The sequence below is a fragment of the Tomitella fengzijianii genome (assembly GCF_007559025.1).
Taxonomy (GTDB): Bacteria; Actinomycetota; Actinomycetes; order Mycobacteriales; family Mycobacteriaceae; genus Tomitella; species Tomitella fengzijianii.
Genome location: NZ_CP041765.1, coordinates 2,719,667 through 2,745,786 on the forward strand (window position 1 = coordinate 2,719,667; position 26,120 = coordinate 2,745,786).

36 protein-coding genes are annotated in these 26,120 nt (G+C 69.2%); 34 read left to right on the forward strand and 2 right to left on the reverse strand.

Annotated elements, in window-relative coordinates; translation table 11 throughout:
• The first annotated feature begins 71 nt into the window (after positions 1-71).
• The 7 genes from FO059_RS12340 to FO059_RS12365 are packed head-to-tail and all read left to right on the forward strand — an operon-like array spanning position 72 to position 3,827.
• Positions 72-413: a hypothetical protein gene (locus tag FO059_RS12340; protein WP_143909161.1), complete on the forward strand. Its 342-nt coding sequence runs from the start codon at positions 72-74 to the stop codon at positions 411-413.
• Entirely contained in the window at positions 410-1,174 is a 765-nt protein-coding gene (locus FO059_RS12345; protein WP_210416599.1) for a DNA-methyltransferase, read from the forward strand. The genes FO059_RS12340 and FO059_RS12345 overlap by 4 nt, the downstream gene beginning before the upstream one ends.
• The gene (locus FO059_RS18895) at positions 1,171-1,293 is read left to right on the forward strand and encodes a hypothetical protein (protein ID WP_268968807.1); all 123 of its coding nucleotides are present in this window, start codon (positions 1,171-1,173) and stop codon (positions 1,291-1,293) included. The genes FO059_RS12345 and FO059_RS18895 overlap by 4 nt, the downstream gene beginning before the upstream one ends.
• Positions 1,290-2,036, forward strand: coding sequence for an alpha/beta hydrolase family protein (locus FO059_RS12350; RefSeq protein ID WP_143909163.1), 747 nt, complete (start codon positions 1,290-1,292; stop codon positions 2,034-2,036). Before FO059_RS18895 ends, FO059_RS12350 begins: the two co-directional genes overlap by 4 nt.
• Before the next feature lie 56 nt (positions 2,037-2,092).
• Entirely contained in the window at positions 2,093-2,893 is an 801-nt protein-coding gene (locus FO059_RS12355) for a hypothetical protein (protein WP_143909165.1), read from the forward strand.
• A complete protein-coding gene (locus FO059_RS12360; protein WP_143909167.1) occupies positions 2,890-3,267 on the forward strand; it encodes a hypothetical protein in 378 nt (125 codons plus the stop codon). The genes FO059_RS12355 and FO059_RS12360 overlap by 4 nt, the downstream gene beginning before the upstream one ends.
• Positions 3,268-3,278: 11 nt before the next feature.
• The gene (locus FO059_RS12365; protein WP_235671152.1) at positions 3,279-3,827 is read left to right on the forward strand and encodes a crossover junction endodeoxyribonuclease RuvC; all 549 of its coding nucleotides are present in this window, start codon (positions 3,279-3,281) and stop codon (positions 3,825-3,827) included.
• 35 nt (positions 3,828-3,862) lie between these two features.
• On the opposite strand, the gene FO059_RS12370 is transcribed toward FO059_RS12365, so the two are convergent.
• The gene (locus tag FO059_RS12370; protein WP_143909171.1) at positions 3,863-4,510 is read right to left on the reverse strand and encodes a hypothetical protein; all 648 of its coding nucleotides are present in this window, start codon (positions 4,508-4,510) and stop codon (positions 3,863-3,865) included.
• A gap of 75 nt (positions 4,511-4,585) precedes the next feature.
• Between FO059_RS12370 and FO059_RS12375 the strand changes: the two genes are divergently transcribed.
• The 7 genes from FO059_RS12375 to FO059_RS12410 all read left to right on the forward strand — a co-directional run bounded on the left by FO059_RS12375 (position 4,586) and on the right by FO059_RS12410 (position 8,497).
• Positions 4,586-5,020, forward strand: a complete 435-nt coding sequence (locus FO059_RS12375) for a hypothetical protein (RefSeq protein WP_143909173.1) — start codon at positions 4,586-4,588, stop codon at positions 5,018-5,020.
• Positions 5,017-5,937: a hypothetical protein gene (locus tag FO059_RS12380; RefSeq protein ID WP_143909175.1), complete on the forward strand. Its 921-nt coding sequence runs from the start codon at positions 5,017-5,019 to the stop codon at positions 5,935-5,937. The genes FO059_RS12375 and FO059_RS12380 overlap by 4 nt, the downstream gene beginning before the upstream one ends.
• Before the next feature lie 134 nt (positions 5,938-6,071).
• Positions 6,072-6,272 carry a hypothetical protein gene (locus FO059_RS12385; protein WP_143909177.1) on the forward strand — a complete coding sequence of 67 codons (201 nt, stop codon included), beginning with the start codon at positions 6,072-6,074 and terminating at the stop codon, positions 6,270-6,272.
• Between the two features lie 55 nt (positions 6,273-6,327).
• Positions 6,328-6,555, forward strand: coding sequence for a hypothetical protein (locus FO059_RS12390; protein WP_143909179.1), 228 nt, complete (start codon positions 6,328-6,330; stop codon positions 6,553-6,555).
• 11 nt (positions 6,556-6,566) lie between these two features.
• Positions 6,567-6,998 (forward strand): hypothetical protein, encoded by a 432-nt coding sequence (locus tag FO059_RS12395; RefSeq protein WP_143909181.1) that lies wholly within the window; start codon positions 6,567-6,569, stop codon positions 6,996-6,998.
• Between the two features lie 513 nt (positions 6,999-7,511).
• Positions 7,512-8,189: a hypothetical protein gene (locus tag FO059_RS12405; protein ID WP_143909184.1), complete on the forward strand. Its 678-nt coding sequence runs from the start codon at positions 7,512-7,514 to the stop codon at positions 8,187-8,189.
• A complete protein-coding gene (locus tag FO059_RS12410) occupies positions 8,186-8,497 on the forward strand; it encodes a P27 family phage terminase small subunit (protein ID WP_143909186.1) in 312 nt (103 codons plus the stop codon). The genes FO059_RS12405 and FO059_RS12410 overlap by 4 nt, the downstream gene beginning before the upstream one ends.
• A 209-nt stretch (positions 8,498-8,706) precedes the next feature.
• Here FO059_RS12410 and FO059_RS12415 read toward each other — a convergent pair whose 3' ends face one another.
• Positions 8,707-8,970, reverse strand: a complete 264-nt coding sequence (locus tag FO059_RS12415) for a hypothetical protein (protein ID WP_143909188.1) — start codon at positions 8,968-8,970, stop codon at positions 8,707-8,709.
• A gap of 43 nt (positions 8,971-9,013) precedes the next feature.
• On the opposite strand from FO059_RS12415, the gene FO059_RS12420 reads away from it, so the two are divergent.
• The 20 genes from FO059_RS12420 (at position 9,014) to FO059_RS12510 (ending at position 26,109) form a co-directional block, all read left to right on the forward strand.
• A complete protein-coding gene (locus tag FO059_RS12420) occupies positions 9,014-9,442 on the forward strand; it encodes a hypothetical protein (RefSeq protein ID WP_143909190.1) in 429 nt (142 codons plus the stop codon).
• Positions 9,439-9,747, forward strand: a complete 309-nt coding sequence (locus tag FO059_RS12425; RefSeq protein WP_143909192.1) for a terminase small subunit — start codon at positions 9,439-9,441, stop codon at positions 9,745-9,747. Before FO059_RS12420 ends, FO059_RS12425 begins: the two co-directional genes overlap by 4 nt.
• Complete coding sequence (locus FO059_RS12430) at positions 9,737-11,263, forward strand: terminase (RefSeq protein WP_143909194.1); 1,527 nt, start codon at positions 9,737-9,739, stop codon at positions 11,261-11,263. Before FO059_RS12425 ends, FO059_RS12430 begins: the two co-directional genes overlap by 11 nt.
• Before the next feature lie 19 nt (positions 11,264-11,282).
• Positions 11,283-12,530, forward strand: a complete 1,248-nt coding sequence (locus tag FO059_RS12435) for a phage portal protein (RefSeq protein ID WP_235671089.1) — start codon at positions 11,283-11,285, stop codon at positions 12,528-12,530.
• Positions 12,531-12,603: 73 nt separating this feature from the next.
• A complete protein-coding gene (locus FO059_RS18900; RefSeq protein WP_268968808.1) occupies positions 12,604-13,803 on the forward strand; it encodes an HK97 family phage prohead protease in 1,200 nt (399 codons plus the stop codon).
• Positions 13,800-15,059: a phage major capsid protein gene (locus FO059_RS12445; RefSeq protein WP_143909196.1), complete on the forward strand. Its 1,260-nt coding sequence runs from the start codon at positions 13,800-13,802 to the stop codon at positions 15,057-15,059. The genes FO059_RS18900 and FO059_RS12445 overlap by 4 nt, the downstream gene beginning before the upstream one ends.
• A 120-nt stretch (positions 15,060-15,179) precedes the next feature.
• Positions 15,180-15,356 (forward strand): hypothetical protein, encoded by a 177-nt coding sequence (locus FO059_RS18400; protein WP_168226619.1) that lies wholly within the window; start codon positions 15,180-15,182, stop codon positions 15,354-15,356.
• Positions 15,353-15,934 (forward strand): hypothetical protein, encoded by a 582-nt coding sequence (locus tag FO059_RS12450; RefSeq protein ID WP_143909198.1) that lies wholly within the window; start codon positions 15,353-15,355, stop codon positions 15,932-15,934. Before FO059_RS18400 ends, FO059_RS12450 begins: the two co-directional genes overlap by 4 nt.
• Positions 15,934-16,251, forward strand: coding sequence for a hypothetical protein (locus tag FO059_RS12455; protein ID WP_143909200.1), 318 nt, complete (start codon positions 15,934-15,936; stop codon positions 16,249-16,251). Before FO059_RS12450 ends, FO059_RS12455 begins: the two co-directional genes overlap by 1 nt.
• Entirely contained in the window at positions 16,251-16,535 is a 285-nt protein-coding gene (locus tag FO059_RS12460; RefSeq protein WP_143909202.1) for a hypothetical protein, read from the forward strand. The genes FO059_RS12455 and FO059_RS12460 overlap by 1 nt, the downstream gene beginning before the upstream one ends.
• Entirely contained in the window at positions 16,532-16,918 is a 387-nt protein-coding gene (locus tag FO059_RS12465; RefSeq protein WP_143909204.1) for a hypothetical protein, read from the forward strand. The genes FO059_RS12460 and FO059_RS12465 overlap by 4 nt, the downstream gene beginning before the upstream one ends.
• A gap of 78 nt (positions 16,919-16,996) precedes the next feature.
• A complete protein-coding gene (locus FO059_RS12470) occupies positions 16,997-17,599 on the forward strand; it encodes a phage tail tube protein (protein ID WP_143909206.1) in 603 nt (200 codons plus the stop codon).
• A 65-nt stretch (positions 17,600-17,664) separates the two neighbouring features.
• Positions 17,665-17,934 (forward strand): collagen-like protein, encoded by a 270-nt coding sequence (locus tag FO059_RS12475; protein ID WP_168226620.1) that lies wholly within the window; start codon positions 17,665-17,667, stop codon positions 17,932-17,934.
• 89 nt (positions 17,935-18,023) lie between these two features.
• Positions 18,024-18,353, forward strand: a complete 330-nt coding sequence (locus FO059_RS12480) for a hypothetical protein (protein ID WP_143909208.1) — start codon at positions 18,024-18,026, stop codon at positions 18,351-18,353.
• Positions 18,350-18,820: a hypothetical protein gene (locus FO059_RS12485; protein ID WP_143909210.1), complete on the forward strand. Its 471-nt coding sequence runs from the start codon at positions 18,350-18,352 to the stop codon at positions 18,818-18,820. Before FO059_RS12480 ends, FO059_RS12485 begins: the two co-directional genes overlap by 4 nt.
• Before the next feature lie 38 nt (positions 18,821-18,858).
• Positions 18,859-19,197, forward strand: coding sequence for a hypothetical protein (locus tag FO059_RS12490; RefSeq protein ID WP_143909212.1), 339 nt, complete (start codon positions 18,859-18,861; stop codon positions 19,195-19,197).
• An 11-nt stretch (positions 19,198-19,208) separates the two neighbouring features.
• Positions 19,209-22,601: a phage tail tape measure protein gene (locus FO059_RS12495; protein ID WP_143909214.1), complete on the forward strand. Its 3,393-nt coding sequence runs from the start codon at positions 19,209-19,211 to the stop codon at positions 22,599-22,601.
• Positions 22,598-23,497 carry a hypothetical protein gene (locus FO059_RS12500; protein ID WP_143909216.1) on the forward strand — a complete coding sequence of 300 codons (900 nt, stop codon included), beginning with the start codon at positions 22,598-22,600 and terminating at the stop codon, positions 23,495-23,497. Before FO059_RS12495 ends, FO059_RS12500 begins: the two co-directional genes overlap by 4 nt.
• A complete protein-coding gene (locus FO059_RS12505; protein ID WP_143909218.1) occupies positions 23,487-25,046 on the forward strand; it encodes a Gp37-like protein in 1,560 nt (519 codons plus the stop codon). The genes FO059_RS12500 and FO059_RS12505 overlap by 11 nt, the downstream gene beginning before the upstream one ends.
• Positions 25,047-25,056: 10 nt before the next feature.
• Positions 25,057-26,109: an N-acetylmuramoyl-L-alanine amidase gene (locus tag FO059_RS12510; protein ID WP_143909220.1), complete on the forward strand. Its 1,053-nt coding sequence runs from the start codon at positions 25,057-25,059 to the stop codon at positions 26,107-26,109.
• Positions 26,110-26,120 lie beyond the last annotated feature (11 nt).

Here is a 26,120-nt window from a genome sequence, read left to right on the forward strand (position 1 = left end):
GCCGGCCAGGGGATAGCCGACGCGCTGCGGAGGGCACCGCCCTACCCCGCCGACACGACAGGAGCCCGACCATGCCCGCGAAGTTCTCCAGCAGCCTGCCCGCCGACCGCTCGTTCAACGGCATGCACGCCATCGCCGAGGACATGACCAGCGAACCGCGCGCCATGCACTACGCGATCGTCGCGTTCGACACCAAGGACATCCGCCTCAACACCGACACCGACGAGGCCACCGCCACCGCCCGTATCCGCCGCATCGAGCCCATCGAGCGCCACGACGACCGCCGCGAAGTGCAACGCATCTTGCGCCGCGCCTACGAGGACCGCACCGGCGAGACCGTCCTGCCCTACGACCTGGAGAACGAGCTCCACGACGCGTTCCACTCCGACCCCGAGGACAACGACCACAAGTGAACGCCCCCAACGCCTACTACGCCGACGACCGGGTCACGCTCCACCACGGCGACGCGCTGGCCATCATGCCCACGATCCCCGCCGCCACCGTCGACGCCATCATCACCGACCCGCCCTACTCCAGCGGCGGCATGATGCGCGGCGACCGCGCCCAATCGACCACCGCCAAGTACGTCCAATCGACCTCCCACCGCCGCGGCACCGAGTTCACCGGCGACAACCGCGACCAGCGCGCATTCCACCTGTGGTCCACCCTCTGGATCAGCGAAGCACTCAGAACGATGCGCCCCGGCGGCATCATCGGCATGTTCACCGACTGGCGTCAGCTGCCCACCACCACCGACGCACTCCAGCTCGGCGGCGCCGTGTGGCGCGGAATCATCCCGTGGCACAAGCCCAACGGCCGCCGCACCCAGGGCCGGCCCGCGAACAACTGCGAGTTCTTCGTGTGGGGAACCAACGGGCCCCGCGAGCTCGCCGACGGCGAAACGCTCGACGGATTCTGGCAGCAGAACGCGCCCCGCGACCGCGTCCACCAGACCCAAAAGCCGGTCGCCCTACTCGAATGGCTCACCCGCGTCTGCCCACCCGGCGGCACGATCCTCGATCCGTTCGCCGGAAGCGGAACCACGCTCCTCGCCGCGAAGAACACCGGCCGCCACGCCATCGGCATCGAGCTCACCGCCCACTACTGCCAGACCACCGTCGACCGCCTGGCGGACCAGCCCATCGCCCTTGACCTGGCAGGAGCCGACACGTGACCTACGCCGACCACCCCACCGAGACGGACATCATCACCCGCCGCGCGCTCGCCGTGCTCTACGCCGCCCGCGGCATCGACCCGCACACCATCCTCGTCCTCACTGGAGGCCCCGAATGACCGCGTACACCGTGATCCGTTGCCGCGGCATCGGCGAACCGTCCACCGGCCGCACGATGCTGCACAACGTCACCGACCAGCTCCCCCGCGACCACTACAAGCCCATCGAGCTCCCCTGGTCCGCCGAATACGGGCCCGTCCCCGACCCGGCCGGCCAATCGTTCGACGACGCCCTCGCCGACGGCCGCCGCATGCTCCTATCCGCCATCCGCGGCGCCGACAACCCCGTGATCCTGCTCGGCTACAGCGGCGGCGCCATGCTCGCCGGAAACGTCGCCGACGAAATCGGCCGCGGCGAACACCCCGACATCATCGCCAAGCTCAACGCCGTCGGCCTGGTCGCCGACCCCGCCCAGCCCATCGGCCAGGCCGACAACGGCAGCTTCGGCGTCACCGGCAGCCGCGACATCAACCTCATCCTCACCCGGTGGGTATGGGACGAACGCGACCCGATCCCCTGCACCCCGACAAGGTCACCCCTGCGCACGCTCGCCGACCAGTCCGCGGCCATGAGCATCGCCGACCCGTACGCGTGGGGCGCCGACCTCATCGACCGGCTCCTACGCGCCAAGTGGCAGCCGTCCGCGTGGGACTGGCTGGACCTCATCGGCACCGCCCGCCGCTACAACCACGCCATCGACCAAGCCCGCTACTACCTCAACGGCGGACACGTCCGCGCCTACCAAGGCGCCCCATTCAACGGCCTCGCCCGATGGATCCGCACCACCACCGCACACCAGTAGCACCGCCGGGCCGGCCACCACGGCCGGACCGGCCCCCGCCCGAAGGAAGCACACCGATGGAATGGGTCGCACTGTCGTCGAAGTACTACATCGACCTCGACGACGACGGCATCAGCGAGCGCGCCGAGGTACTGCTTACCCGCGCGCTGGCCTACATGTCGGACAACGAGACAAGCGGCCACCTGCCGAAGGCAGCGCTGAAACGGCTCGGACTTTCGTCGGTCTACCGGCGAGTAACCGAGCTGTTGGATGCCGGAATCATGGTCGTTTCACAAGACTCGCTCGGCCACGAAATCGGCTACGACTTCCCCGCATGGTCAAAGTGGAACGCTCCACTAGAACGCCAGGTCAGGAAGAAGAAAGCCGACCGCGAACGCATCGCCGCCAAGCGCCGCAAGGACTCAAATGTCGCGCGACAGTCGCGTGGTCAGTCGCGCGATGTCGCGGCACCACAAAACAGAGACAGTTCTCTCTCTACTTACGTAGAGAGGGCGACTCACCAAGGTGACGCGCGCGAGCGAGAAGAGCAGCCGCGAGGACCAGCGGTCAGCGTCGACGGATGGAAGCTCGTCCGCGCCGCCATCCCCGACGAACACCCACAAGCAAGCCGCACCGCCCTCGCCCTCCACGCCGGGCAGTTGCTCAAGTCCGGCACACCCGCCGACGACATCAGCGCCGCCCTCACGTTGTGGCTCAGCAAGCCGCACCTCGGCCCCGGCACCCTCCCGAGCCTCGTCTCGGAAGTCATCCGCCAACGCGTCACCCCCGCCCGCCAGCAGCTCGACGCCGCCACCGCGAAAGTCGCCGGATGGGCCGACCTCGCTAACCAGCTCAACGCCCAGGAGGCATGCAAGTGAAGCCCGCAGAAGCCGCCCAGGTACTCGCCAAGTGCGCCTGCTTCGACCCGATGTTCAGCAAGCCGAGCGAAGCACTCAGCCGCGGATGGGCCGAAGCGTTCACCCGATACGGGATCGAGCTCAAAGACGCACTGGAGGCAGTCACCGCGCACTACGTCGAATCCGCCGACCGCGCAATGCCGGCCCCGCTCATCGCACAGGCACGCAAGCTCCGCAGAGACCGCGCCGAACGCGACGACGCCGACGCCCGCGCCATCCGCGAGGCCAAGATCGACGCCAAGATCGCCGCGGGATTCCACCGCCCGGCCGTGACCGGCGCGCAGAGCCGACATGAGCCGACCGGACCCACGCGCATGCTTGGCGGCGAGAAGTGACCGGCCCGGTGGTGGGTATCGATCCGAGTCTCACGGCCGCCGGAATCGCCGTAATCCGCCCGCCCGTAGGCAATCCCCCACGCGACGCGCCGGAAGCCGTGTCCGTTGGAACCAAGGGGCAAAGCGGCGCGCCCGTGGCCGTGCGCGCCGCCCGGATTCACGACCAGACTGTCCGAATCCTCCACACGATGCCCGCCGACACCCGGCTCGTCGTCATCGAAGCCCTACCGCCCCAGATACCCGGCGCCCACGGGATGCACGCCGAACGCGCCGCCCTCTGGTGGCAGCTCGTCGCCTACCTCAGCCGCCAGGCCATCCCCGTCGCCGAGGTTGCTCCCACAACGCTCAAGAAATGGGCGACCGGCCACGGCCGCGCCACCAAATCCCAGGTGGTCGCCGCAATGCGCGCCCTGTGGCCGCACACCACGATCCGCGACGACAACCAAGCGGACGCACTCGCACTCGCCACCATCGGCGCCCAACGCATCGGATGGCACACCCCCGCCCACGACCACCACCACACGCCGAACATCACCTGGCCGGAAGGAGCCGCATCATGACGGCCTCGTCATACGAACGAGATTCATTCTCAGGATTACGATCCATCTTCGACGCCACTACCGCCGCTCACAGCGCGACACTGAGCGAACCATTCATCGACAAGACGGTTCGCTATTGCCATTTCCTTCTTAGTTTGATCGCCGCGGTTCACTTTTACGCGCGTCCCAATGGAGAATCCGGGGCCAACAGTTTCGACTTCACGAGGAAGAAATCTCGTGAACATCCTCTTCGCCGACTTCCAGAAGCTGTACTTCTGTCGCCGAAACCACTCGTCCCACAAATCGCTAGAAGTTACCACGGGAAACCATTGATAGAAGGAATACCGACGGTCGCCGGCAGGTATCCATCGCAACAACACCCAACTGTCCTCAATTGGCTTTCCCAAGCGAAACACGAAACGCTTAGACTCACCCGGCATCACGACTCGTATATCTCGAATTTCTTCGGAATTACCAGGTAGCGCGTCAAGCATAACGATCGAGATGTTAGTCGCCATCGTTTGACCTAGGTTCGTTAGTTCAAATACATCAACGCGCTCTGTTTCGTCATGACATACATGATCCACCTCCCAAGCCACAGCGCTAATACGCCTATTCCTACGTACTTCATTTAGAAAAAGAAACAATACGCTCACAATAGAAAAGCAAAGCGCGCCGAAGGAGAACCAGTCCCCTGCCGTCATCTACCCCTACCCCTATTCCCGTAGATACAAATTCCCACAGCCACACACAACACTACTGATTGTAAGGACAGAACGTTGACCAAACTTAGCAGTCATGTAGGGCACCTCGAAGTGCGGCGCCTGGCCGAGGCTCTACGCACACTGCACTGCGCAGATGGCTTTGTCTACCACGGCGACGTTCTCGGCGACGAAGCTCTCGAGGTCGTCGCCGCCGCCATCATCGACCGCCTCACCGCGGCTGGCTTCACCCCGCCCACGGCCAGCAGCGCCGACGACGTCGACCACCTGCACATCGACCACCGCGGCATCACCGTCGGCGACTCCCCACTCGGCGCCCCCATCGACCCGGCCCCCGGCATCACCATCCACCCCGCCGTAACCGACGACCTACCCCGCGTCGACGTGCGCCTCATCGCACTCGCCGGCGTCAGCGTCGACGACGACCACGTCACCGCCACCACCAACACCGACGGCACCATCACCGTCCACGAAAAGGAGCCCCAGCAGTGACGACCCGCTGCGAAGTCTGCGATCACACCACCGGCGACGACACCCACCTGTGCACCAAGTGCACCCACGCCCTCGCCGACGTCCTGCACACCGTTCCCCGCCTGGTCGCCGACCTCACCGACGTGCGCACCTGGAAACCGAACACCGGCGACGGCACCGGACGCCGCGCCCGCGGAGACCACCCGATGCCGATGCGCCTGGACGCCGGCGAATCCATCGCCCGCCCCCACCGCGCCATGCGCTACACGATCCTCGCCGTCGCCGAAGCCATCGACGAGACCGGCCCCGGCACCCTCGACACCGACCTCAACGACCGGGCGCTCAACGCGCGCGCCGCCCAGATCCGCAGCGGCCGCGACCAAGACCCGGCCCGCATCACCGACGAACCCATCGGCGACCACGAACTCGCCGCCCTGTGGATCACCGACCACCCCCGCGAACTACGCTGCCACCCGCACGCCGCCCGCATGCACGACGACCTCCGCGCGACTGTCCGCGCATGCCGCGCCGCGATGGACCACAAGCGGCCGAACGTCTACCGCGGCCCCTGCCCCGCCTACGACGACGACGGCCAGCCGTGCGCCGCCGCACTCCGCGCGCCCCGCGACGCCACCGTCATCGAGTGCCCACGGTGCCGCGCCCAGCACCACTCCCGCGACATCGACGAAGCCAACCTCGAGCGCGCCCGCGACATCCTGGTCACCGTGCCCGAAGCGCTCCGCATGCTCGAAGAGCTCGGCCAGCAAGTACCGCGCAGCACCGTCTACCACTGGACCAAGACCCGCAAGATCAGCCCGCACGGCTACCGCCACGACGGCCGCACCACAGACCACCAGGTGCACCACCGCGACCCGGCCGTATACCGGCTCGGCGACATCCTCAACCGCGCCGCAACCACCACCAGCGCCGCCGCCTGAACCACCTCGCCCACATGGCCGGACACTGCGCAACACCGCAGGTCCGGCCATGTTTCCATCCCCGTCTGAGCTTGCTTATTTCTATACACTTCCTGTATACTTTAGTTAGAACGGAACGAGGGAAGGGCAACACCATGCAGATCACCGGACAGACCATCAACCGCAACGGCCGCAACTACCGCATCACCTGGGCAGCCGAACCCGGCCACGACGGCCTCACCACCGCGTTCGGCGAGAACAACCGCGGCACCGAGCTCCAGTTCTTCCTCCGCGTCGACACCACCGGCACGATCACCCGCCACGCCACCCTCGCCGGCGCCTGGCAGAACGCCTGACCACCCGGCCGGCCGCGCACCGCGGCCGGCCACCACGCCCCCGAAAGGCCCGGCCATGACCGACGCCCCCGCCGCCCCGCACGTCCCCGACAACGCCGAGCGCGCCGACTTCGCCCGCGACATGCTCCTCATGGCCCGCGCCACCATCGACGAAGCACTCGCCGAGCTCGACACCGTCCTCCCCGGCATGCCCATCCCCCTACGCGCCGCGAACCTCTGCAACCGCGCCGCCTGCGTCGAGGTACACAGCGCCGCCAAAGCCATCGTCAACACCAACCGCTAGGAACCCCACCCATGCGCCACCAGCAACACGCCGACACCGCCATCAACCACCTCATCGCCGCACGCACCGCCGCCCACCGCGCCGGAGACCAGCGCGCAGCCGACGCCTACACCACCGCCATCCAGAAGATCAGCCGCATCACCGACACCGTCAGCCCCGCCGCCTACCTCACCGCCGAACTCCACGGGCACCCCGCCGTCACCGACATGGTCACCCGCGCGCCCGGCGCCCGCACCATCGAACTCTGCGACGGCAGCATCATCAGCGTCGGCGTCAGCGACGGCCACGGCCACGACTACGCCATCGACGGCCGCCGCCTCGATTGGGTCGCCAGCGGCCCCGCCGCCGGCAACCAGCTCGTCGCCGAACACACCAGCTACGACGACCGCACCTTCCGCCAGTTCATCCAGACCGCCGCCGAAAACGCCCTCACCGCAGCCTGAACCACCACCGACCAGCGCCGGACCCGCACGCCAGCGGGCCCGGCGCGACCACGTTAGACTGCGAACGACAGCAGCACAGCTGTCTCCACCGCCCGGCAGCCCGGCACACCCCCCGTGCCCGCGAGCGCCAGCGGAACGCGGCCGGCGAGCTCCCTCCCGCCGACCGCGCCGCGCCGGACACGCACGCCCCACCCCCCCGGCAAGCGTGCGCGTCCGGCGCCCCCCTCAGCCCATGAACACACCCCGCGACAGCCGCGGCAACGCCAGCTACCGCCGCCACCGCAACGCCCTACGCGACCGGAAGCTCCCATGCTGGCTATGCGGCCAACCCATCGACTACGGCGCACCACCCCACCACCCCGACAGCTTTGAGGCAGACCACGCCTACCCCGTCAGCACCCACCCCCACCTCGCCGGAGACCCCGGCAACCTCCGCGCAAGCCACATGGCATGCAACAGGTCCCGCGGCAACAACGACGCCTACGCCGGCAGGTGGGTCAGGAGCAACGACCTATGACCACCACACCCACCGACGAGCCCGACCCGGTCATCTACATTCAGAACCGGACCCGCCGCGACGTGCGCCTGTTCAAGGTCGGCAGCGCCCGTGCCATCCTCGCCGACTTCACCCACGGCAAAGAAGCGTGCGTCTACACCTTCGGCCAGTTCAGCCTCGTCGACGCGCTTGCCGCCATCCTCGAAAAGACCGGGCCCGCCGACATCGACATCTGCGTATGGACCGTCGGCGCCGCCGACCTCCAACGCGTCATGCACATCGCCGACCCCACACGCGTCCGCTGGGTACTCGATCAGGGATTCCAGACCCGCGCACCCGAGTACCTGGAACAGATGCGCGACCTGTACGGCGACCAGCGGATCCGCACCATCCGCGCACACGCCAAGTTCATCACCATCGGAAACGACCGCTGGAACGTCGTCATCCGCACGTCGATGAACCTCAACCGCAACACCAGATTCGAGCACCTGGACGTCGTCGACGACCCCGGCCTGCACGCCTGGCACCGCGACGTCGTCGACGGCATCTTCGAGGCTGAACCCGAAGGCGACTACGAACCGAAAGGCCTCAGCGACATCACCGGAGTCCCCGACACCAAACCCCGCGGCATGGTCACCATGGGCCTCGCCCGCGTCGGCACCGCAGGCACCGGCAAGTTCGGAACCGGCGTATGACCACCCGCAAGAAACCCACCCCACCCGCGCACCTATCGGCCGGCGCCAAGCAGGCGTGGAAGGAAGTCACTGCCGCGCACCCCGACCCCGCCACCATCGTCGGACCCGAGCTTGAAGCGTATGCCGTCGCCATCGCCCGCCACCGCGACGCCGCCGACCGCATAGACACCGAAGGCGCCATCATCTCGGACGAGCGCGGCCGGCCGATCCCCCACCCGGCGTTCGACATCGAGCGCCACGCCCAGGCCGACATTCACCGGTGGGCCGAGAAGTTCGCCCCGGACGACTCCGATCCGCTGGGAATCTGACCCGATCCCTCTATCCGCGCGCGACCGGGGGCCTCTACGCGGGGGGAGGGCCCTCATAAGCCCCCCGGATCCGGTGGGCCCGTTGTTCCTGGTGATTGTAGCCCCCCTACCCCTCTGAGCGGCCCTGTGAGCGGCGTCAGGTGGCATAAGTAGCACAGTGACGGGCCGGGATTCGCTTGCGGCACAGGCCGTTTACGGCCGTGTTTCTGTCAGGCGTTGTCGCTGTTTTTTCGTCGGCCTGGTCGTGCGCCGCGGCCGCGTCCGGGCCGTGTGGCTTCCCACTGTTCGATGGTGCTGGTGTGCCATGCGGGCACGCGGCTGAGGACGAGGTCGGGCTCGGGCAGGTCACCGGCCTTGACGGTGCCGTCGCGTCGGCGTTTGGCGCTGGCCCGGTGGAATGCCCCGGCTGTTCCGCGTGTCCATCCGACGCGTTCGGCGAGCGCGGTCAGGTCGAGCAGTTCGTCGTCTCCCATGCCCGCAACCTTACAGGTTCCGTATACAGATAAGGACAGTGTGATGGCCCCACACAGGACCGCCGCGGCGAAGGCCCGCCAGCACCGCGCGCTGCGGATGCGCGTCGCGGGCGCCAGCTACGACCGGATCGCCGCCGACCTCAAGACGACACCGGAACGTGCCCGTGCCGCCGTGGTGGACGCGTGCGCCGACCTGGAGAACGACCCGCCGGAGATTGCGGCCCGCCTGGAACTGGAACGGCTGGACACGATGCGCGCCGGATTGTGGAAGGCCATCGGCCGCGGCGACACGAAAGCGATCGGCCAGGCCATGAAGATCGACGAGCGCCGCGACGAGGTACTCGCCGGCCTGGCACGCCCGGACGACCAGACCGGCCCGACCGTGGCCGAGCGTCTGCACGCCATCAAGACCGCGGCCGCCGACGACGCACCCGGCGCCGAGCTGTACAGCATCGACGGAGGACGACCATGACCACGATCGACACCGACACCGGTCTCGCCGCGTCGACGGCCCGCGCCGTGGCCCGCATGACCTGGCTGACCGACACCGACCAGGCGACCGTCGACCTGGCCATGCGCTACGCCCACCAGATCGACGCCGCGCTCGAGCGTGGCGGCCAGGACGCCACGAAGGGCATGCACTTGGGCCCGCACCTACTTCGCGCGCTGGACACGTTGGGTGGCACCCCGGCCGGCCGCAAGGCGATCGAGTCCGGCGACGATTCTCCGACCAGCGCGCTCGCCCGCATGCGCAGCGCCCGCCGAAGTGGCGCGTAAGGGCCGCACCGAGCCGCGCGTCTGGACTCCGCCGGCCCGCGAGCTGACGCCGGAGACGTCGCTCGGTTTCGAGGCCATCACGTTCGCCGAGGACGTTCTCGGCATCACCCTGTTTCCATGGCAGAAGTGGGTACTGATTCATGCCCTGGAGCTGAACGAGGACGGCAACTTCCGCTTCCGCACCGTCCTGCTCCTGGTGGCACGCCAGAACGGCAAGAGCACGCTACTGCTGGTGCTCACCTTGTGGCGCATGTTCGTCGACGAAGCCCCGCTCGTGTTGGGCACCGCCCAGAACTTGGACATCAGCGAAGAGCTGTGGCAGGAAGCGCTCGACGTTGTGCAGGCCACCCCGGACCTGGCCGACGAGGTCCCCGATTCGTCGGTGGTGAAAGCTAACGGCAAGAAGTCGTTCCGCACCCGCGACGGCCAGCGCTACAAGGTCACCACCGCCAGCCGTAAGGGCGGCCGCGGCCTGTCCGGCGACCTCATCCTGCTCGACGAGCTCCGCGAGCACGCCACGTTCGCCGCCTGGTCCGCCGTCACCAAGACGACGATGGCCCGCGCCCGCGCGCAAATCTGGGGCGCCTCCAATGCCGGCGACACGCTGAGCATCGTCTTGCGCCGCCTGCGAGCGCTCGCCCACCGTGATCTTGGCTGGCCGGACGGCGACGACGAGTCCGAGGCAATCGGGCTCGGCGCCACCGTCCTTGACGACGACGAGGACGACGACACCGCCGACGACAGCCTCGCCCTGTTCGAGTACTCCGCCCCGCCCGGATGTTCGGTCGCCGACCGCGACGGCTGGACCTACGCGAATCCGTCGCTCGGCTACTCGATCACCGAGCGCGCGATCGCCGCCGCCATGCGCACCGACCCCGAACCGGAGTTCCGCACCGAAGTGCTGTGCCAGTGGGTCTCCAGCACCGCCCCGGCCCCGTTCCCCGTCGACGACTGGCAGGCGACGCTCGACAACGACAGTCGGTTGGACCCGGCATCGGTTACGATTGTGGCAATAGACGTGTCCTGGTTGAGAGACCACACGTTCATTGCCCGCAGTGGCTTCCGCCGCGACGGCACGCCACACGTGGAGATCACCGCTTCCCGGCCCGGCACCGATTGGGTCATGGACTGGCTCGAAGAGCGCCGCGACCGCATCGACGCCGTCGTGGTGCAGACCAACGGGGCGCCCGCATCGAGTTTCGTCGACAAGATCGACCGCGCCGGTATCCCCCGCATCGACTGGTCCGGCGGCAGGCTGGGCCGCGCGCACGGCCTGGCCTACGACCACATCGTGAACCACACCGTGCGCCACTTGCAGCATCCCGGCCTGGACCTGGCCGCCGCCACCGCCTACACGAAACGGTCCGGCGACGCGTGGATCATCGACCGCCGGACGAGCCCGCACGACGCCGCCCCGCTCATCGCGTTCATCGCCGCACTGTGGGCGCTGGACCAAGAGCTGCCGGACGCTACGCCGATCAGCGCATACGAGGACGCCGACCTCGTATTCCTATGACCCGCAGGAGGAACGCCGCGTGAGCCTCGCAACATGGCTCGGCTTCAAGCCGCGCCCTCTCCCGGCTCCGCACGTGACCGCCGCCCCGATCGTCGAAGTGGTGCTCGAAGGGATCCGCGGTCAGAGCGTGGCGAACCTGTGGCGCGACCAGCCGCACCTGCGCACGGTGGTCGGCTATCTGGCCCGCAACATCGCCCAGATCGGCCTGCACGTCTACGCCCGCGACGACGACGATGGCCGCACCCGGCTCCGCACCGACCCGCTCGCCGAGCTCCTACGCATCCCGAACGCCGACCAGACCGGCTATGAGCTGCTGTACACACTGGTCGCCGACCTGGCCCTCTACGACACCGCCTATTGGGCAGTGGCCCGCGACGAGAGCCGCGGCGACGGCCGCTGGTCGATCCGCCCGATCCCGCCGACGTGGGTGGCCAACACCTACGGCAACACGGCGTTCGGGTACGGCGGCTACGAGGTCATCTTCCCGGAGAGCGACGGCCGGCCGATCCGAGTCCCCGCCAAGGACATGCTCGTCTTTCACGGCTGGACCCCGGCCGACCCGCGCCGCGGAACGTCACCCGTGCAAGCGCTCAAGTCGACGCTGGCCGAGCAGATTAACGCGCAGCTCTACCGCGACCAGCGGTGGCGCAAGGGTGCCCGCGCCGACGCCTACATTGCCCGGCCGAAGGACGCGCCCGAGTGGTCGAAGGAGGCGCGCAACAGGTTCGTGCGCGCGTGGCGCGACGCCTACACCGGCAACGACGGCAGTGACGCCGGCGGCAATCCGTTGCTCGAAGACGGCATGGAGCTCAAGCGCACCGGGTTCAGCGCCAAAGACGACCAGTACGTCGAAACGTCCCGGCTGAGCCTGGAGACCGTCGCGCAGGTGTACCACGTCAACCCGACCATGGTCGGCCTGCTGGACAACGCGAACTACTCCAACGTGCGCGAGTTCCGCCGCATGCTCTACGGCGACACGCTCGGCCCGACGCTGGAGCAGATCGCGCAGCGCATCAACGCGTTCCTGGCCCCGCGCGTCGCCGCCGATCCGACCGCGTACGTCGAGTTCAACGTCAAGGCCAAGCTCCAGGGCAGTTTCGAGGAACAGGCCGCCGTGATGCAGTCCGCCGTCGGCGCCCCGTGGATGACCGTCAACGAGGCCCGCGCCCGCGAGAACATGCCCGCAGTCGAGTCCGGCGACGAACTGGTGCAGCCGCTCAACATCACCAAGCCCGGTGCCACCGAGCCCATCGAAGCCGCCGACTAAACCCACCCGCCCCGCACCGCGCACGGCACCGCCGCGCGCGGCATTCCGTCATGCCTCAAGGAGGTCGACCAGCGTGACCGTGACCGTCATCGTCGGCCCGCCGTGCGCCGGAAAGACCACCTACGCCCGCAAGCACCACCAGCCCGGCGACGTGCTGGTCGACTACGACGCCATCGCCGACGCGTTCGGCAGCACCACCCCGTGGGACCCGCCGCCCGCCGTGGAGAAGGTCACCACCGCCGCCCGCAAGGCCGCCATCAAGTACCTACTGCGCCACCCCGACAGCGTCGGCGCGCAGATCATCCACAGCACCCCGAACGCCGACATGGTCGCCGAGTACGCCGACGCCGGATTCCGCTTCCACCTCATCGACCCCGGCGTGGACGAGTGCCTGGAGCGCGCCAAGACCGACGGCCGGCCCGGCCACTTCCCCGCGATCATCCGCGCTTGGTACGCCAACCCGCCCGCACTCCCCGACGCCGACGACGGCGAGAAAGGCCGGCCGCACATGTACACCAAGGCCAGCGCCGCCCACATCAAGGCCGGCCCCGACGACGGCCTCACCGACGGCACGTTCACCGCCTACGCGTCCGTGTTCGGCAACGTCGACAGCTACGGAGACGTCGTCATGCCCGGCGCGTTCGCCGACACCCTCACCGAGTGGAAGGCCAGCGGCAACCCGATCCCGCTGCTGTTCGGCCACAACATGAGCGACCCGGACTACAACATCGGCGCCATCACCGACGCCGTCGAGGACGACCACGGCCTGAAGATCACCGCGGCCCTGGACCTGGACGCCCCGAAGGCCGCGCAGGTGTACCGACTGCTGAAGGGCAAGCGCATCAACCAGATGAGCTTCGCCTACGACGTGCTCGACGCCGCCGAGGGCACCCGCCAGAACACCGACGGCGACCCCGTCAGCGTGTTCGAGCTCCGCAAGCTGCACCTGCACGAGGTGTCCGTTGTGCCCATCGGCGCCAACGACCAGACCGAAGTACTCGCCGTCAAGACGGCCCACCGACTCGCCGACCGCGTCCGCGCGGACGGCGCCGCCGGGCGCGTAATCGCCCCGGCCACCATCGACGAGCTCAAGGCCGCGCACGACGCGTTCGGCCGGACGCTCGCCACCATCGACAGCGCGAAGGCCAGCAACGACGGCCCGCCCGATCCCGCAAGCCCCGACGGGGGCAGCCGCGAGAAGGCCAGCCCGACAGTGCCCGCCGCCCGTGTCGACGCCATCATCCGCATCCTTGAAGAGGAGAACCGAGCATGAAGCTCAAGGAGAAGCGCGCCGCCGAGCTGGCCGCCGCCCGCACCGTCGTCGACGCCGCGAAGGCCGCCGCCCGCGACCTCACCGCCGACGAGAACACCACGATCGAAGAGCACCTCGCCGAGGCCGACCGGGTCAAGGGCCTCATCGACGAGCAGGACCGCGGCACCGACCTCATGCGGCGGCTCGAAGGCATGGCCCCGGAGTCCGACGCCGGCACGCCCGGCGCGAAGGACACCGGCGACGAACCGGCCGCCAAGTCTCTCGGCGACCACTTCGTCAAGCACGCCCACGACCGGATGGTCGAGCTGAAGGGCTACAGCGGCGCGTCCGCCGCGGCCCCCGAGTTCGTCAAGACCAACACGGACACGCACGTCATCGGCGACTGGGCCGACGGCGCGCCCGTGCTCACCGACGTCGACCGCACCATCGTCCGCGACTACCGCGAGCCGCTGGTCGTCGCCGACCTGCTGGGCACCGGCACCATCAGCGGCAACGCGATCAGCTACTTCGTCGAGGGCGCGCTCGAGGGCGAGTTCAAGAACGTCGCTGAGGCCGCGAACAAGCCGCAGCTGCACGTGAAGAACCCGACCAGCGAGGTCGACGCGCTCAAGAAGATGGCCGGATTCATCGACCTCTCCGACGAGTTCGTCGAGGACGTGCCGTTCCTGGTCACCGAAATCAACAACCGGCTGCTCTACGAGCTCCGCGCCCACGAGCAGCGCCAGCTGCTCCACGGCAACGGCACCGGCAGCAACATCAAGGGCATCTTCAACCGCGGCATCCAGACCCACGCCGCGGCCGACACCGCCGAGACCGCGCAGGCCGACGCGATCTTCCAGGCCGGCACGAAGATCACCACGGCGACCGGCATGTCCGCCGACGGAATCGTCATCAACCCGCTCGACTACCAGCGGTTCCGGCTCGGCAAGGACGGAAACGGCCAGTACATGGGCGGCGGCTACTTCGGCGGCGCCTACGGCAACGGCGGCATCATGCAGACCCCGCCGCTGTGGGGACTGCGCACCGTGGTCACCCCCGCGGTCGAGCAGGGCACCGTCCTGGTCGGCGCGTTCCGCCAGTCCGCGACCGTCTACCGCAAGGGCGGCGTGCGCGTCGAGTCGACGAACAGCGACCGCGACAAGTTCACCAGCAACATCGTGACGATCCGCGCCGAGCAGCGCATCGCGCTCGCCGTCCGCCAGCCGCTCGGCTTCGTCAAGGTCGACATCGCAGGTGATGCGTCGGGGGAAGCCTGACCCCCGGACCCGGCACCCTGCCCGGACCGGACACCTACCCGCGCGCTGAATAACCCCCACCGGCCCGGCCGCACACCAGCGGCCGGGCCGGCCCCGCACCCACATCAGGAGGCAGCGGCCATGCCGCTCTACACCGTGACCGTCAACGGCATCCCGCACACGATCGACGCCACCGAAGAGCAGGCACGCCGCTACCGCAACGCCCGCCCCGCCGACGACACCCACCCGGCGCCGGAGGCGAAGGCCCGCGCCCCCCGCAACAAGGCCCGCACGGCCCGCACCAAGGCCGCCAAGTGACCGAACCCGCCGCCGAGCTCCCGCCGATCATCAGCGCCGACGAGCTCGCCGACCTCACCGGCGGGGAAGTCGACGCCGACGACCACACCCGCCGCCAGCTCGCCGCCATCACCACCGCCATCCGCAACCGATGCGGCTGGCACATCGCCCCCGTCATCACCGAAGACCTCACCCTCGACGGCCCCGGCGGCTACGACCTCGCCCTGCCGACGTTGCGCCTGGAGGACATCGAGCAGATCACCGACGCCGGCACCACGATCGAGTCCCCCGAGTGGTCGAGACTCGGCAACGTCCGCAAACCCGACCGGCGCCCGTGGTCGACCCGCTACCAGGGCATCACCGCGACCATCCGCCACGGATTCGACGCGCCCGCCGACCTGGCACTGCTCATCGCCGAACTGGTCGCCCAAGCGGTCAACGCACCGGCCGGCACCGCGAGCGCCACAGAGAAGTTCGGCCCGTTCAGCTTCACCGGCGCCGCCGCGACACCGGGCGCCACGTTCGCCATCGGCGGCGCCAGCTTGCTCGCCGCGCAGTCCGCAGTGCTGGACCGCTACCGCCTGGAAGTCGAGCCCTGATGGAGAAGGTCACCCGGATCCGCCGCAGCCCCGGCGGCCACGACCTCAATGGCGACCCGATCCCGTCGACCGAGGACCGCAAGACGATGCGGGCCCGCGCCGTCGCCCCCGGCACCAGCAAGCCCTACACCGACGTCGGCCGCAACGGCGAAACCGTCGAGTACACCGTCTATTTCACGCGCGTCGTCGACATCGCCGACCGCGACCTCCTGGAAGTCCGCGGCCGCACCTACACCGTGCGCGTCGCCGACTGGATCAGCCCGTTCGGCACCGGCCGGCGCGGCATCGTCGTCGAAGCAACCCGAAAGGTCGGCTAATGGCCAAGCCCGTCCGACTGGACCGCCGCGGCGTGGGCGAAGTCCTGAAGTTCACCGCCCGCGACGCCGTCGACGCGCTCGCCGCCCAGGTCGCCGACAACGTCGCGGTTCCCGCGAAGTACAACATCCCCGCCGACGCTGTCACCGTCCGCCGCTACCGCACCGACCGCGGCGCCGCCTCGGTCGACATCAACCACAACGCCGCGACCCGCGCGCAGATCACCGACGGGATCCTCACCCGCGCCGCCGCGGCGGCCGGCCTCCAGGTCACGTCCCGCCGATGATCCGCCACCAGGACGCCGCGCTCGTCGTCAAGACGGTGCTCGCCGGCCGCATGAACGTCGCCGAACCGGACGTGACCGTCGGCGTCGCACTGCCCGACGACTACAAGCCCGCCAAGCACGGCGACATCGTCGTCGTCGCTACCGACGGAGGCCCGGATCGGGTCGCCGCCGCCTGGCACACCATCCGCCTCACCGCCTGGTCGGCCCGCCGGTCCCGCGCCGTCGAGCTCGCCGATACCGCCTACGCGCTCCTACGCACCCACAACGGCACCGGCGGCATGCAACGGCCCCGCCCCGGCACGTTGACCCTGGTCGACCGCGACCCGCGCACCGACGCCTACATCGCCGGCAACACGCTCACCGCGCCCATCCGGCCCCGCTGACCGGCGCCCGAATCCCCACCCGGCCGCGGGTGGACACCCCACCGCCCACGCCCACCGCTACCGCAAGGAGCAAGGCCCATGGCCAAGAACACCGACAACGCGAGCATCTACGACCTCGGAGAGGTGTGGATCGCCGACAGCCTGGACACCCCCGACCCGGAGCCCGGCGTCCCGTTCTACAACGAGGAAACCGGCAAGGCCCTCGAAGGCTGGACCGAGGTCGGCCTCATGGACGGCGACGACGGCATGACCACGTCCCGCGACCAGGACAAGAACAAGCACTACGCGTGGGGCGACATCCTGGTCCGCCAGTCCCGCCAGAAGTTCACCCTGTCGCGCAAGTTCTCCGCGCTGGAGGACAACCCGACCACCCGCAGCCTCATCTGGCCCGGCAGCACGGCGCGCACCATCGTCACCCCGAAGCCCAAGCCGATCAAGATGGCGTTCGTCAAGCACGACGGCGACGTGACGGTCCGCGAGATCACGAAGAAGCACGCCGAGGTCGACCTCGACGGCGACGTGAACGAGAACGAATCCGACCTGACCAAGTACGAGCTCGTCGCCGACATCTACCCGCTCATCAAGGGCAAGACCGGCGAGTACTTCAAGGTCGAGAAGTTCGACGCCGACGGCAACGACCTGCTGTCCGACGAGGACGGCGATGCGTCGGGGGAAGCCTGACGCCCGGTAGCGGCACGCTACCGGGCCCCGACACCATCCCGACCGCAGGACCGAAGGACTAGGCAATGGCCTACAGCAAGCAGACCTGGAACAACGACGACCCCGAGACGCCGCTCAGCGCCGAGCGCATGACCCACATCGAGGACGGCATCGCCGCCAAGGCCGAACAGGGACCGCCCGGCAAGGACGGCACCGACGGCGCGCCCGGCAAGCAGGGTGACCCCGGCAAGGACGGCGCGCCCGGCGCCGATGGGGCCGACGGCTTCCCGTCCGAGTCGCAGTGGAACGACCTGGTCGCCCGCGTCGACGCGCTCGAAGAGACCGCGGGCGCATAACGCCCGCCCCCGAACGTCACCCGGCTCGGTTACGTGGGGTGCCGGGCCGGGTGACCACCACCCCCACCAGCCCCACCAGAGGACCCCGCATGCCAGCCCTGCCCAGCGAACTCGACATCAACGCCGCCGCCCGCCGACTCGGCATCGCCAACGACGACGGCCGCGCGCACCACCGCGACCGCGGCCGACTCGCCGAAACGATTCTCCGCGCCGAAGCCGAGGCCGCGCACGCCGCCGACCACGCGGCCGAGCAGCAAACCCACCCGACCGCGCGCACGCTCGCCGCGCTGCACGACGACCTCGTCGACGAAGGCATCCCCGAGCCCGCGCGCACCGCCATCCTCGGCGCCGCCGCGCACACCCACACCGCCCGCCACGGCATCACCCTCACCGACGACTTGGAAGGCCCCACCCCATGAGCACCCGCGACGATGAGCTGATCGGCGTCTACGACGACGAGGCCCCCGACTACCGGCCCGGCCCCACCTACACGATCAGCGACGACCTGGACGACTACGCCGACGACGAGCCCGCAGCCCGCCCGGCGCCGCGGCCGCAGCGTCGCCGCGGCCCCAACATGGACCGCGCGCCCCGCCCGGCCGACCGCCGCCGGCCCCGCCCGCAGGTCCGCCGCGAAGCCGAGGGCGACGACACCGTACAGATCGACTACCGCGGCCACACCTACACCGTCCCCGCCGACCAGGACGACTGGAGCATCGACGCGCTCGAAGCGTTCGAGCGCAACCACGTCGTCGCCGGAGTCCGCGAGCTGCTCGGCCCCGAACAGTGGGCACGGTTCAAGGCCCGCCACAACAACCGGCGCGCGTTCCGCGGATTCCTCGACGAAGTGTCCGACGTGTTCGGGTTCGGCGACGCGGGAAACTGATCGGCCTCCTACGGCTCCTGGCAGAACAGCAGGACGCCGTGGAGGCCGACCTACACCGCTACTACGGCATCGACTACCGCGACAGGTGGCGGCGCGACACGCGCGGCCGCCGGAACCTCACCCTCCGCATGATCTGGGTACGGGTGCGGCACCTGCCCCGCGAGTCCGCCACACAGATCCACCTCAACGGCGGCCAAATCGCATGGGGATGGACCGAGTACCTGCTCGCCGACCTGTGGGCACTCACAGCCCGCAAACGTCACCCGCACCGGCCGACACCCCCGGCCCGCAAGCAGCGTGACGCCGCCATCGACCGCGAACGCCAGCGCCGCGCCGCCCGCAAACGCGCCCGCACCCGCCGTGCCCGCACAACGTAGGAGCCGCCCCCATGCCTAACGTCGGCTACGCGACCCTGAGCATCATCCCCGTCGCCAAGGGCATCGAGGGCAAGCTCGCCAACGCCGTCGGCCCCGGCGTCAAAGCCACCGGCCTCAAAGCCGGCAAGCAGATGGGCGACGCCGTCGCCCAAGGCCTGGACCAGGCCAAGGCACAGGTCCAGGCCGCCAGCGAGAAGCTGGCCAAGGCCCGCGGCAAGGAAGAGGACACCGCCAACAAGGTCCGCGTCGCCGAGCTCAAGCTCCAGGAGCTCCGCGACTCGGGCCGCGCCAAGGCATCGAGCATCGAGGCCGCTGAGGGCCGCCTCACCAAGGCCAAGCGCGACGCCAAGACCGCCAGCGACCAGACCGCGGCCGCCGAGAAGAAGCTCACCGCCGCCAACGACGACCTCGCCAAGGCCAGCGACACCACCAGCGACAAGGTCGGCCTCCTGCACAAGGCCACCGGCAAGGCCGCGGGCGGGCTCGGCACGCTAGGCGAGGCCATGGCCCGCATCCCCGGCCCGATCGGCGCCGCCGGCATCGGCATCAGCGGAATGTCCACCAAGTTCGGCGAACTCGCCGACAGCAGCACCGGCGCCCTGGTCTCCAAGGAGAACCTCGGCAAGCTCGCCGTCGGCGCCACCGCCGTCGCCGCCACCGTCGGCACCGCCCTGTACAAGATCGGCTCCAGCTTCGACGACGTCTCCGCGACCATCCGCATCGGCACCGGCGCCACCGGCGACGAACTCGCCGGACTGGAGGACGTAGCCACAAGCATCGGCACCACCATCCCCGTGTCGTTCGGCGACGCCGCCGACGCCGTCACCACCTTGAGCACCGCCACCGGCGCCACCGGCGACGACCTGGAAGCACTGTCCACCCAGGTCCTCAACGCATCCCGCCTACTCGGCGAGGACGCCGCATCGAACGCCGAAGGCTTCGGCAAGGTCCTCAACCAGTGGTCCATGGACGCAGGCCAGGGCGCCGACGCCGTCGACGGCCTGTTCAAGGTCACCCAGACCTACGGCAGCAGCTTCGGCAACCTCACCAACCAGCTCAATACCTACGGCAGCGTGTTGCAGAACGCCGGATTTTCGATGGAGGACAGCGCCGTCCTGTTCGGCAAGCTGGAACAGTCCGGCCTATCGGTCAGCCGCATCATGCCCGGCCTCAACAAGGCGTTCCGCGATTGGGCATCCGACGGCAAAGACGTCAAGGCCACCCTGCAAGAGCAGGTCGACGCCATCAAGAACGCCGAAACGTCCACCGACGCGCTCGCCATCGCCACCGAGCAGTTCGGCGCCGAAGGCGCCCAGCGCCTCACCACCGGCATCCGCAACGGCAGCTTCGCTATCGACGACCTGGCAGGTTCGCTCGGCGACACCACCGGCATCGTCGCCGAAGCCGACCAGGACACCCGCACGTTCGCCGAATCCTGGCAGATCCTCAAGAACAAGGGCCTGGAAGCCATCAAGGGCCCCGCCGAGAAGGTGTTCGGCCTCATCACCACCGGTGTCAACGCCGTCGCCGACTTCGCCGGCCAGAACGAGTGGGTCGCCGACACCCTCAAGACCGTCGGCACCATCCTCCTGCCCATGGTCGGCACGTTCCTCGGCATCGTCGGCGCCGTCAAAGCGTGGACGATCGCGCAGGCCGCCCTCAACGTCGTGATGTCGATGAACCCGATCGGCCTCATCATCACCGCGCTCGTCGGCCTGGTCGCCGGTCTCGTCCTCGCCTACAAGAAGTCCGAGACGTTCCGCAACATCGTCCAGGCAGCGTGGGAGGGCATCAAGACCGCGGTCTCCGCCGTGTGGAACGGATTCCTCAAGCCCGTGTTCGCCGCCTGGAAGGTCGCCTTCAAGGCGGCCGGCACCGCCGCGACCTGGCTGTGGAACAACGCCATCGTGCCCGCCTGGAACGGCATCAAGGCCATCATCAGCGGCGCATGGACCGGCGTCATCGAGCCGATCTTCGACGGCTTCAAGTCGGCCATCGACATCGTCGGCGACGCCGCAACCTGGCTGTATGACAACGCGATCAAGCCCGCGTGGGACGGCATCAGCAGCGCCATCGGCGCCGTGTGGGACTTCATCAGCCCGATCTTCGACAAGCTCGGCGCCGCGTTCGGCACCATCGGCGACATCGCCAGCAACGTCGGCGACGGCATCAAGACCGCGTTCAGCGGCGTAGTCGGCGTAATGAAGAAGCCCCTCAACATGCTCGGCGAGGTACTGAAGAAGGTCCCCCGCTCGATCTTCGGCTTCGACATCCCCGGCGCGTCGACAATCCACGATTGGGGCGAAACCCTCGCTGGCCTGGCCACCGGCGGCACCATCGGCGCCCGCCGCGACAGCCGCGGACGACTCACCGGCCCCGGCACCGGCACGTCCGACAGCATCCTCGGCGTCAACGGCCGCGGTATCCCGCAGGTCCGCGTATCGACCGGCGAGACCGTGATGAACAAGCGCACCAGCGACGCCAACCCGGAACTACTGGCAGCACTAAACGCCGGATGGGTCCCGTCGCCCGCGTTCCTCGCCGCGATGATCCCCGGCCTCAGCCGCGGCGGCGTCGTCCAGGCCATCGCCCAGTCCGCCGCCGACCACGGCATGGGACGCCAAGGCGCCGTGATCGGCACCATGACCGGCCTGGCCGAATCCGGGCTCCGCGTCCTCGCCAACCCCGCCGTGCCGGACTCCTACAACTACCCGCACGACGGCGAAGGCTACGACCACGACAGCATCGGCGTGTTCCAGCAGCGCCAAGCCGGATGGGGCACCACCGCCGACCGGATGGACCCCAAGCGCAGCGCCGACATGTTCTTCGACGCCCTGGCCGGCGTGCCCGGCTGGGAGACGATGGACCCGGCGCTGGCCGCGCAGGCAGTGCAGCGGTCGGCATTCAGTGACGGCAGCAACTACCGGCCCCACCTACCGGAGGCCGAGCGTCTGGTCGACCAGGCCGGAGACCTGCCCGATTCCTCGGAGTTCAACGGGCTCGGCCCGTCCGGCGATCTTCCCGGCTTCGGCGATACCGGCGCCGACCCGTCGACCACCAGCGGCGCCGCCGCCACCGGCGCCGCCTACGACGAATCCATGGGACAGAAGGTGTACGTCACCAACTGGCCCAGCAGCTACAGCAGCAGCACCGGAGGAACGGCGACGCTCGCCCCGGCAACCGGCACCACCAGCCCGGAGGCCACCGCAGTCGACGCCGACGACACCAAGGGCCCGCTCGCCCAGGCCCGCGGGTTCATCGACGACAACGGCGAGGACATCGCCGAAACGCTCGCCGGACTCGGACTCGGCATCACCGTCAACAACTACGGCCCCAACCCCGTCGGCGCGTGGAAACGCGCCGCCGACCGGCGCGTACGAAAGGTCAGGCTGTCCAACCGATGACACTCCCGCTGTACACGCCGACCACCGCGGGCACATTCTTCCCCGGCGGCCGCGCACAGATCATCCTCACCGGCCCCGGCGCCCCGGCCGGCCTGCCCGAGCGCGCATGGCACCTGTCCACCGGCGCGCAAGGCGTCGTCCACGCCGACGGATGGGGCGACATCGACACCCCGCCGACGAAAAACGTGTGGTGGCAGTCCGCAGGCCGGCCCGGCGCAAAATGGCTCGGCGCCGTCGTCAGCCCCCGCGAGTTCGACCTGCCCATCCACATCGCCGACACCGACCGCGCCGACTGGCCCACCGTCTACGCCCGCCTCATGCAGGACATCGACCACGAACATCCCGCCCGGCTGCACATCGTCACCCCCGCCGGCTACACCATGCTCGACGTCCGCCTCGGCGACGGCGGCATCAGCCACGAGTACGTGCACGACCCGGCGCTGGAGGGCATCGAGACGTTCGCCGTGCCGCTGGTCGCCGAACAGCCCTACTACACCGGTATCGAGGACACGCACACGTGGACGCCCGGCCGTACTCCGCGCCCGGTCCGCAACCGCGGCGACCGGCCCGCCTGGCCCGTCTACATCGTCAAGGGCCCCGGCATGCCGCAGCTGCCCGACGGCAACGGCCACAACACCGTCACGCTGCCCGCAGCGCTCGAAGAAGGTCAGGTCGCCCGCGTGAACACCGACCCGGACGAACGGCGCGTCGTCGTCAACGACGGCGAGAAACTGTGGCCGCTGGTCGGCCCGCAACGATTCCGCCACCCCGTACCCGCCGGCGGCATGCTCAAGCTCGGCAATCTGCGCATGCACGGCGCCACCGACGCCAGCAGCATCACCGCGATCATCACCCCGCGGTGGCGCACCCCGTGGAGGCCCGCCCATGGCCTATGAGACCGGGCTGGTCACACCGACGCCCGTCGACGACCCGGCCCGCCCACTCACCACCGACGAAGCGCTCGAGTGGCGCGACCGGCTCACCGTCCACGTCGACCACGATTACGAGCTCATCGTCTACACCCCCGACGGCGCGGCGCCGCTCGACGCCGTCGTCGGCTACAGCGAGGCATCCACGACGTGGGCACGGAACACGCCCGGCACCACCGACATCGACCTCCCGCACGATCACCGTCTCGCCGACGTGTGGGAGTCCGTACACCGCACCGTCGTCCCGATCCGCGCCGTCCACAACGGCCGCAAGTGGGATGGCCTGGTCACCGGCGCCAAGCTCAGCGGCACCGGCCCCGACCGCAAGTACCACGTCGAAGCGGTCAGCGTGTACGCCTACCTGGCCGCGATCATGGGACAGCCCATGCCCACCCTGCCCCTGTGGGTGCAGTTCCCGCCCGAGGGTTTCCTCGCCGGACCCCTACCCGCGGTCATCTACTACTTCCTGACCCCGAACCTGGACCGGCTCGGCATCCCCTACGCCGCCGAACCGTACGACGTCCTCGGCGACGCCACCAGCCCGTGGGTATCGCTCATCACCCGCGAGACGCCGCTCGACGAGCTGTTCGCCGACGTCCTCAAGAGCACCGGCAGCGAACTACGGGTCGAGTGGTGGCACCCCGGCGACCCGCAACCGTGGGAAGGCGCGAACCTCACCCGCTCCTGTCTGACGTTCCGCATTATCCAGCCCGAACGCCACGGCGGCTTCCAGCTCGGCACCAACACCCTGCTCGACGGCCTGGCCCGCACCATCGCCGAGCTCATCGCCGACGCCGCCGCCGGCCTACTCGGTGGCCTCATCCCCGGACTCGCCGAATCCATCTACGACGACCTGGCCACCTACGAAGTGCCCGCGATCGTCTGGCACGACGGCATGGCCGCCATCGAGGACGCCACCATCGAGTGGAAGCACCCCACCGCCACCACCGTCATCGTCGGAGGAAAGTCACCCGGCTGGATGAACAAGCTGGTATCCGGCGGCGTGGAAGCCGCGATCAGCACCATCCTCACCGTCGCCGAAATACCGATCCCCGGCCTGGCCAGCTTCGCCAAGAACATCCTCGACGACGTGTTCCTCGCATTCGAGGCACACACCGACACCGTCGCCGCCGAAGCGCTCGGCATCTTCCGGCTCCGCGAGGCATTCAAGGACGGAGGCAGCGCAGCGTTCACCCCCGACGCCGCGCAGGCCGCCGCCGCCGGCCTCTACGAAAACGCCGGAGCCGTCAGCGCGTCCATCAAGACCGCCGACGGCGTCCCGCACCACGTATGGCACGACTACGACCTCGGCACCCCCATCGCGTGGGACACGCGCGGCACGATCTTCGCCGACCGCATCAGCGAAGTCACCGTCGTCGACACCCCCGCCACCGGCGTCCAGGTCAAAGCGAACGCCGGAAGCGACGACCCCGACCAGGACCTCGGCACCACCCTCGCCGAACGCATCAAGCAGCTCGAGCGGTTCGTCAAGGCCGCCACCCTCAACATGCACTAGGAGAACCGCCATGCCCACCAAGCCCGACTACGCCGAACACGTCCAGTTCGGACCGAACAACAGCCCCCGCCACGGCGCCCGGATCCGCAACTGGCTCATCCACACCGAACAGGGCAACGCGAGCGCCGCCGCGCTGGCCGCCTACTGCCGACGCCCCGCCAGCCAAGTCTCCTACCACTACACGGTGCGCGACGGCGAGGTTCACTGCCCGGTGGACACCGACCGCGCCGCATGGTCAGTACTGGACGCGAACCCGTACACGATCAACGCGTGCTTCGCCGGCTCCTACGCCGAATGGACACGCGCGCAGTGGTTGGAGCGCGAGCGCGACATTGCGATCATGGCGTGGCTGGCAGTGCAGGACGCCCGCAAGTACGGCCTCGCCACCGTCGTCATCGCCCCGCCCTACCAGCGCGGAGACGGCATCAGCGATCACCGCTACGTCACCGACGCCCTGTACATCGGCACCCACACCGACGTCGGCGACGGATTCCCGTGGGACCGCATGCGCCACTACGTGGACGTCTACACCGGCGCCATCCCCGCCGAGACGATCACCCCGCCGCCCGCGATCGACGTCGAAGCCGAGACCGCCGCGGCGTGGATCGGCGAGCGCATCACCACCGGCGAGAACGAGTGCCCCGACGGCCGCGGCCGGTGGGCACAGTTCGCCCACGGCTGGATCTACTGGACCCCGGAGACCGGCGCCATCGCCGTCCCCACCCACCTGTTCGAGACGTACGCCGAGCTCGACTACGAAGCCGGGCCGCTCGGCTACCCGACCGTGAGGCACACCGTCCTGCCCGTCGGCGACGGCACCAAGGTCGGCGACGTGCAGGCATTCGAGCGCGGAGTCCTGTACCGCCGATTCGGCGAGCCCGGCTACTACGTGCACGGCGTCATCGGCGCCCGCTGGGCACGCGAAGGCTACGAGGAAGGCCCCCGCGGCTGGCCCACCAGCAACGAGCAGCCCCACGGCGCCGACGGTGCCGGCCGCATCCAGACGTTCGAGCACGGCGCCCTCGTCTGGCACCCGACCGGCGCCATCGAAATCCGCAACTAACACCCCGACAC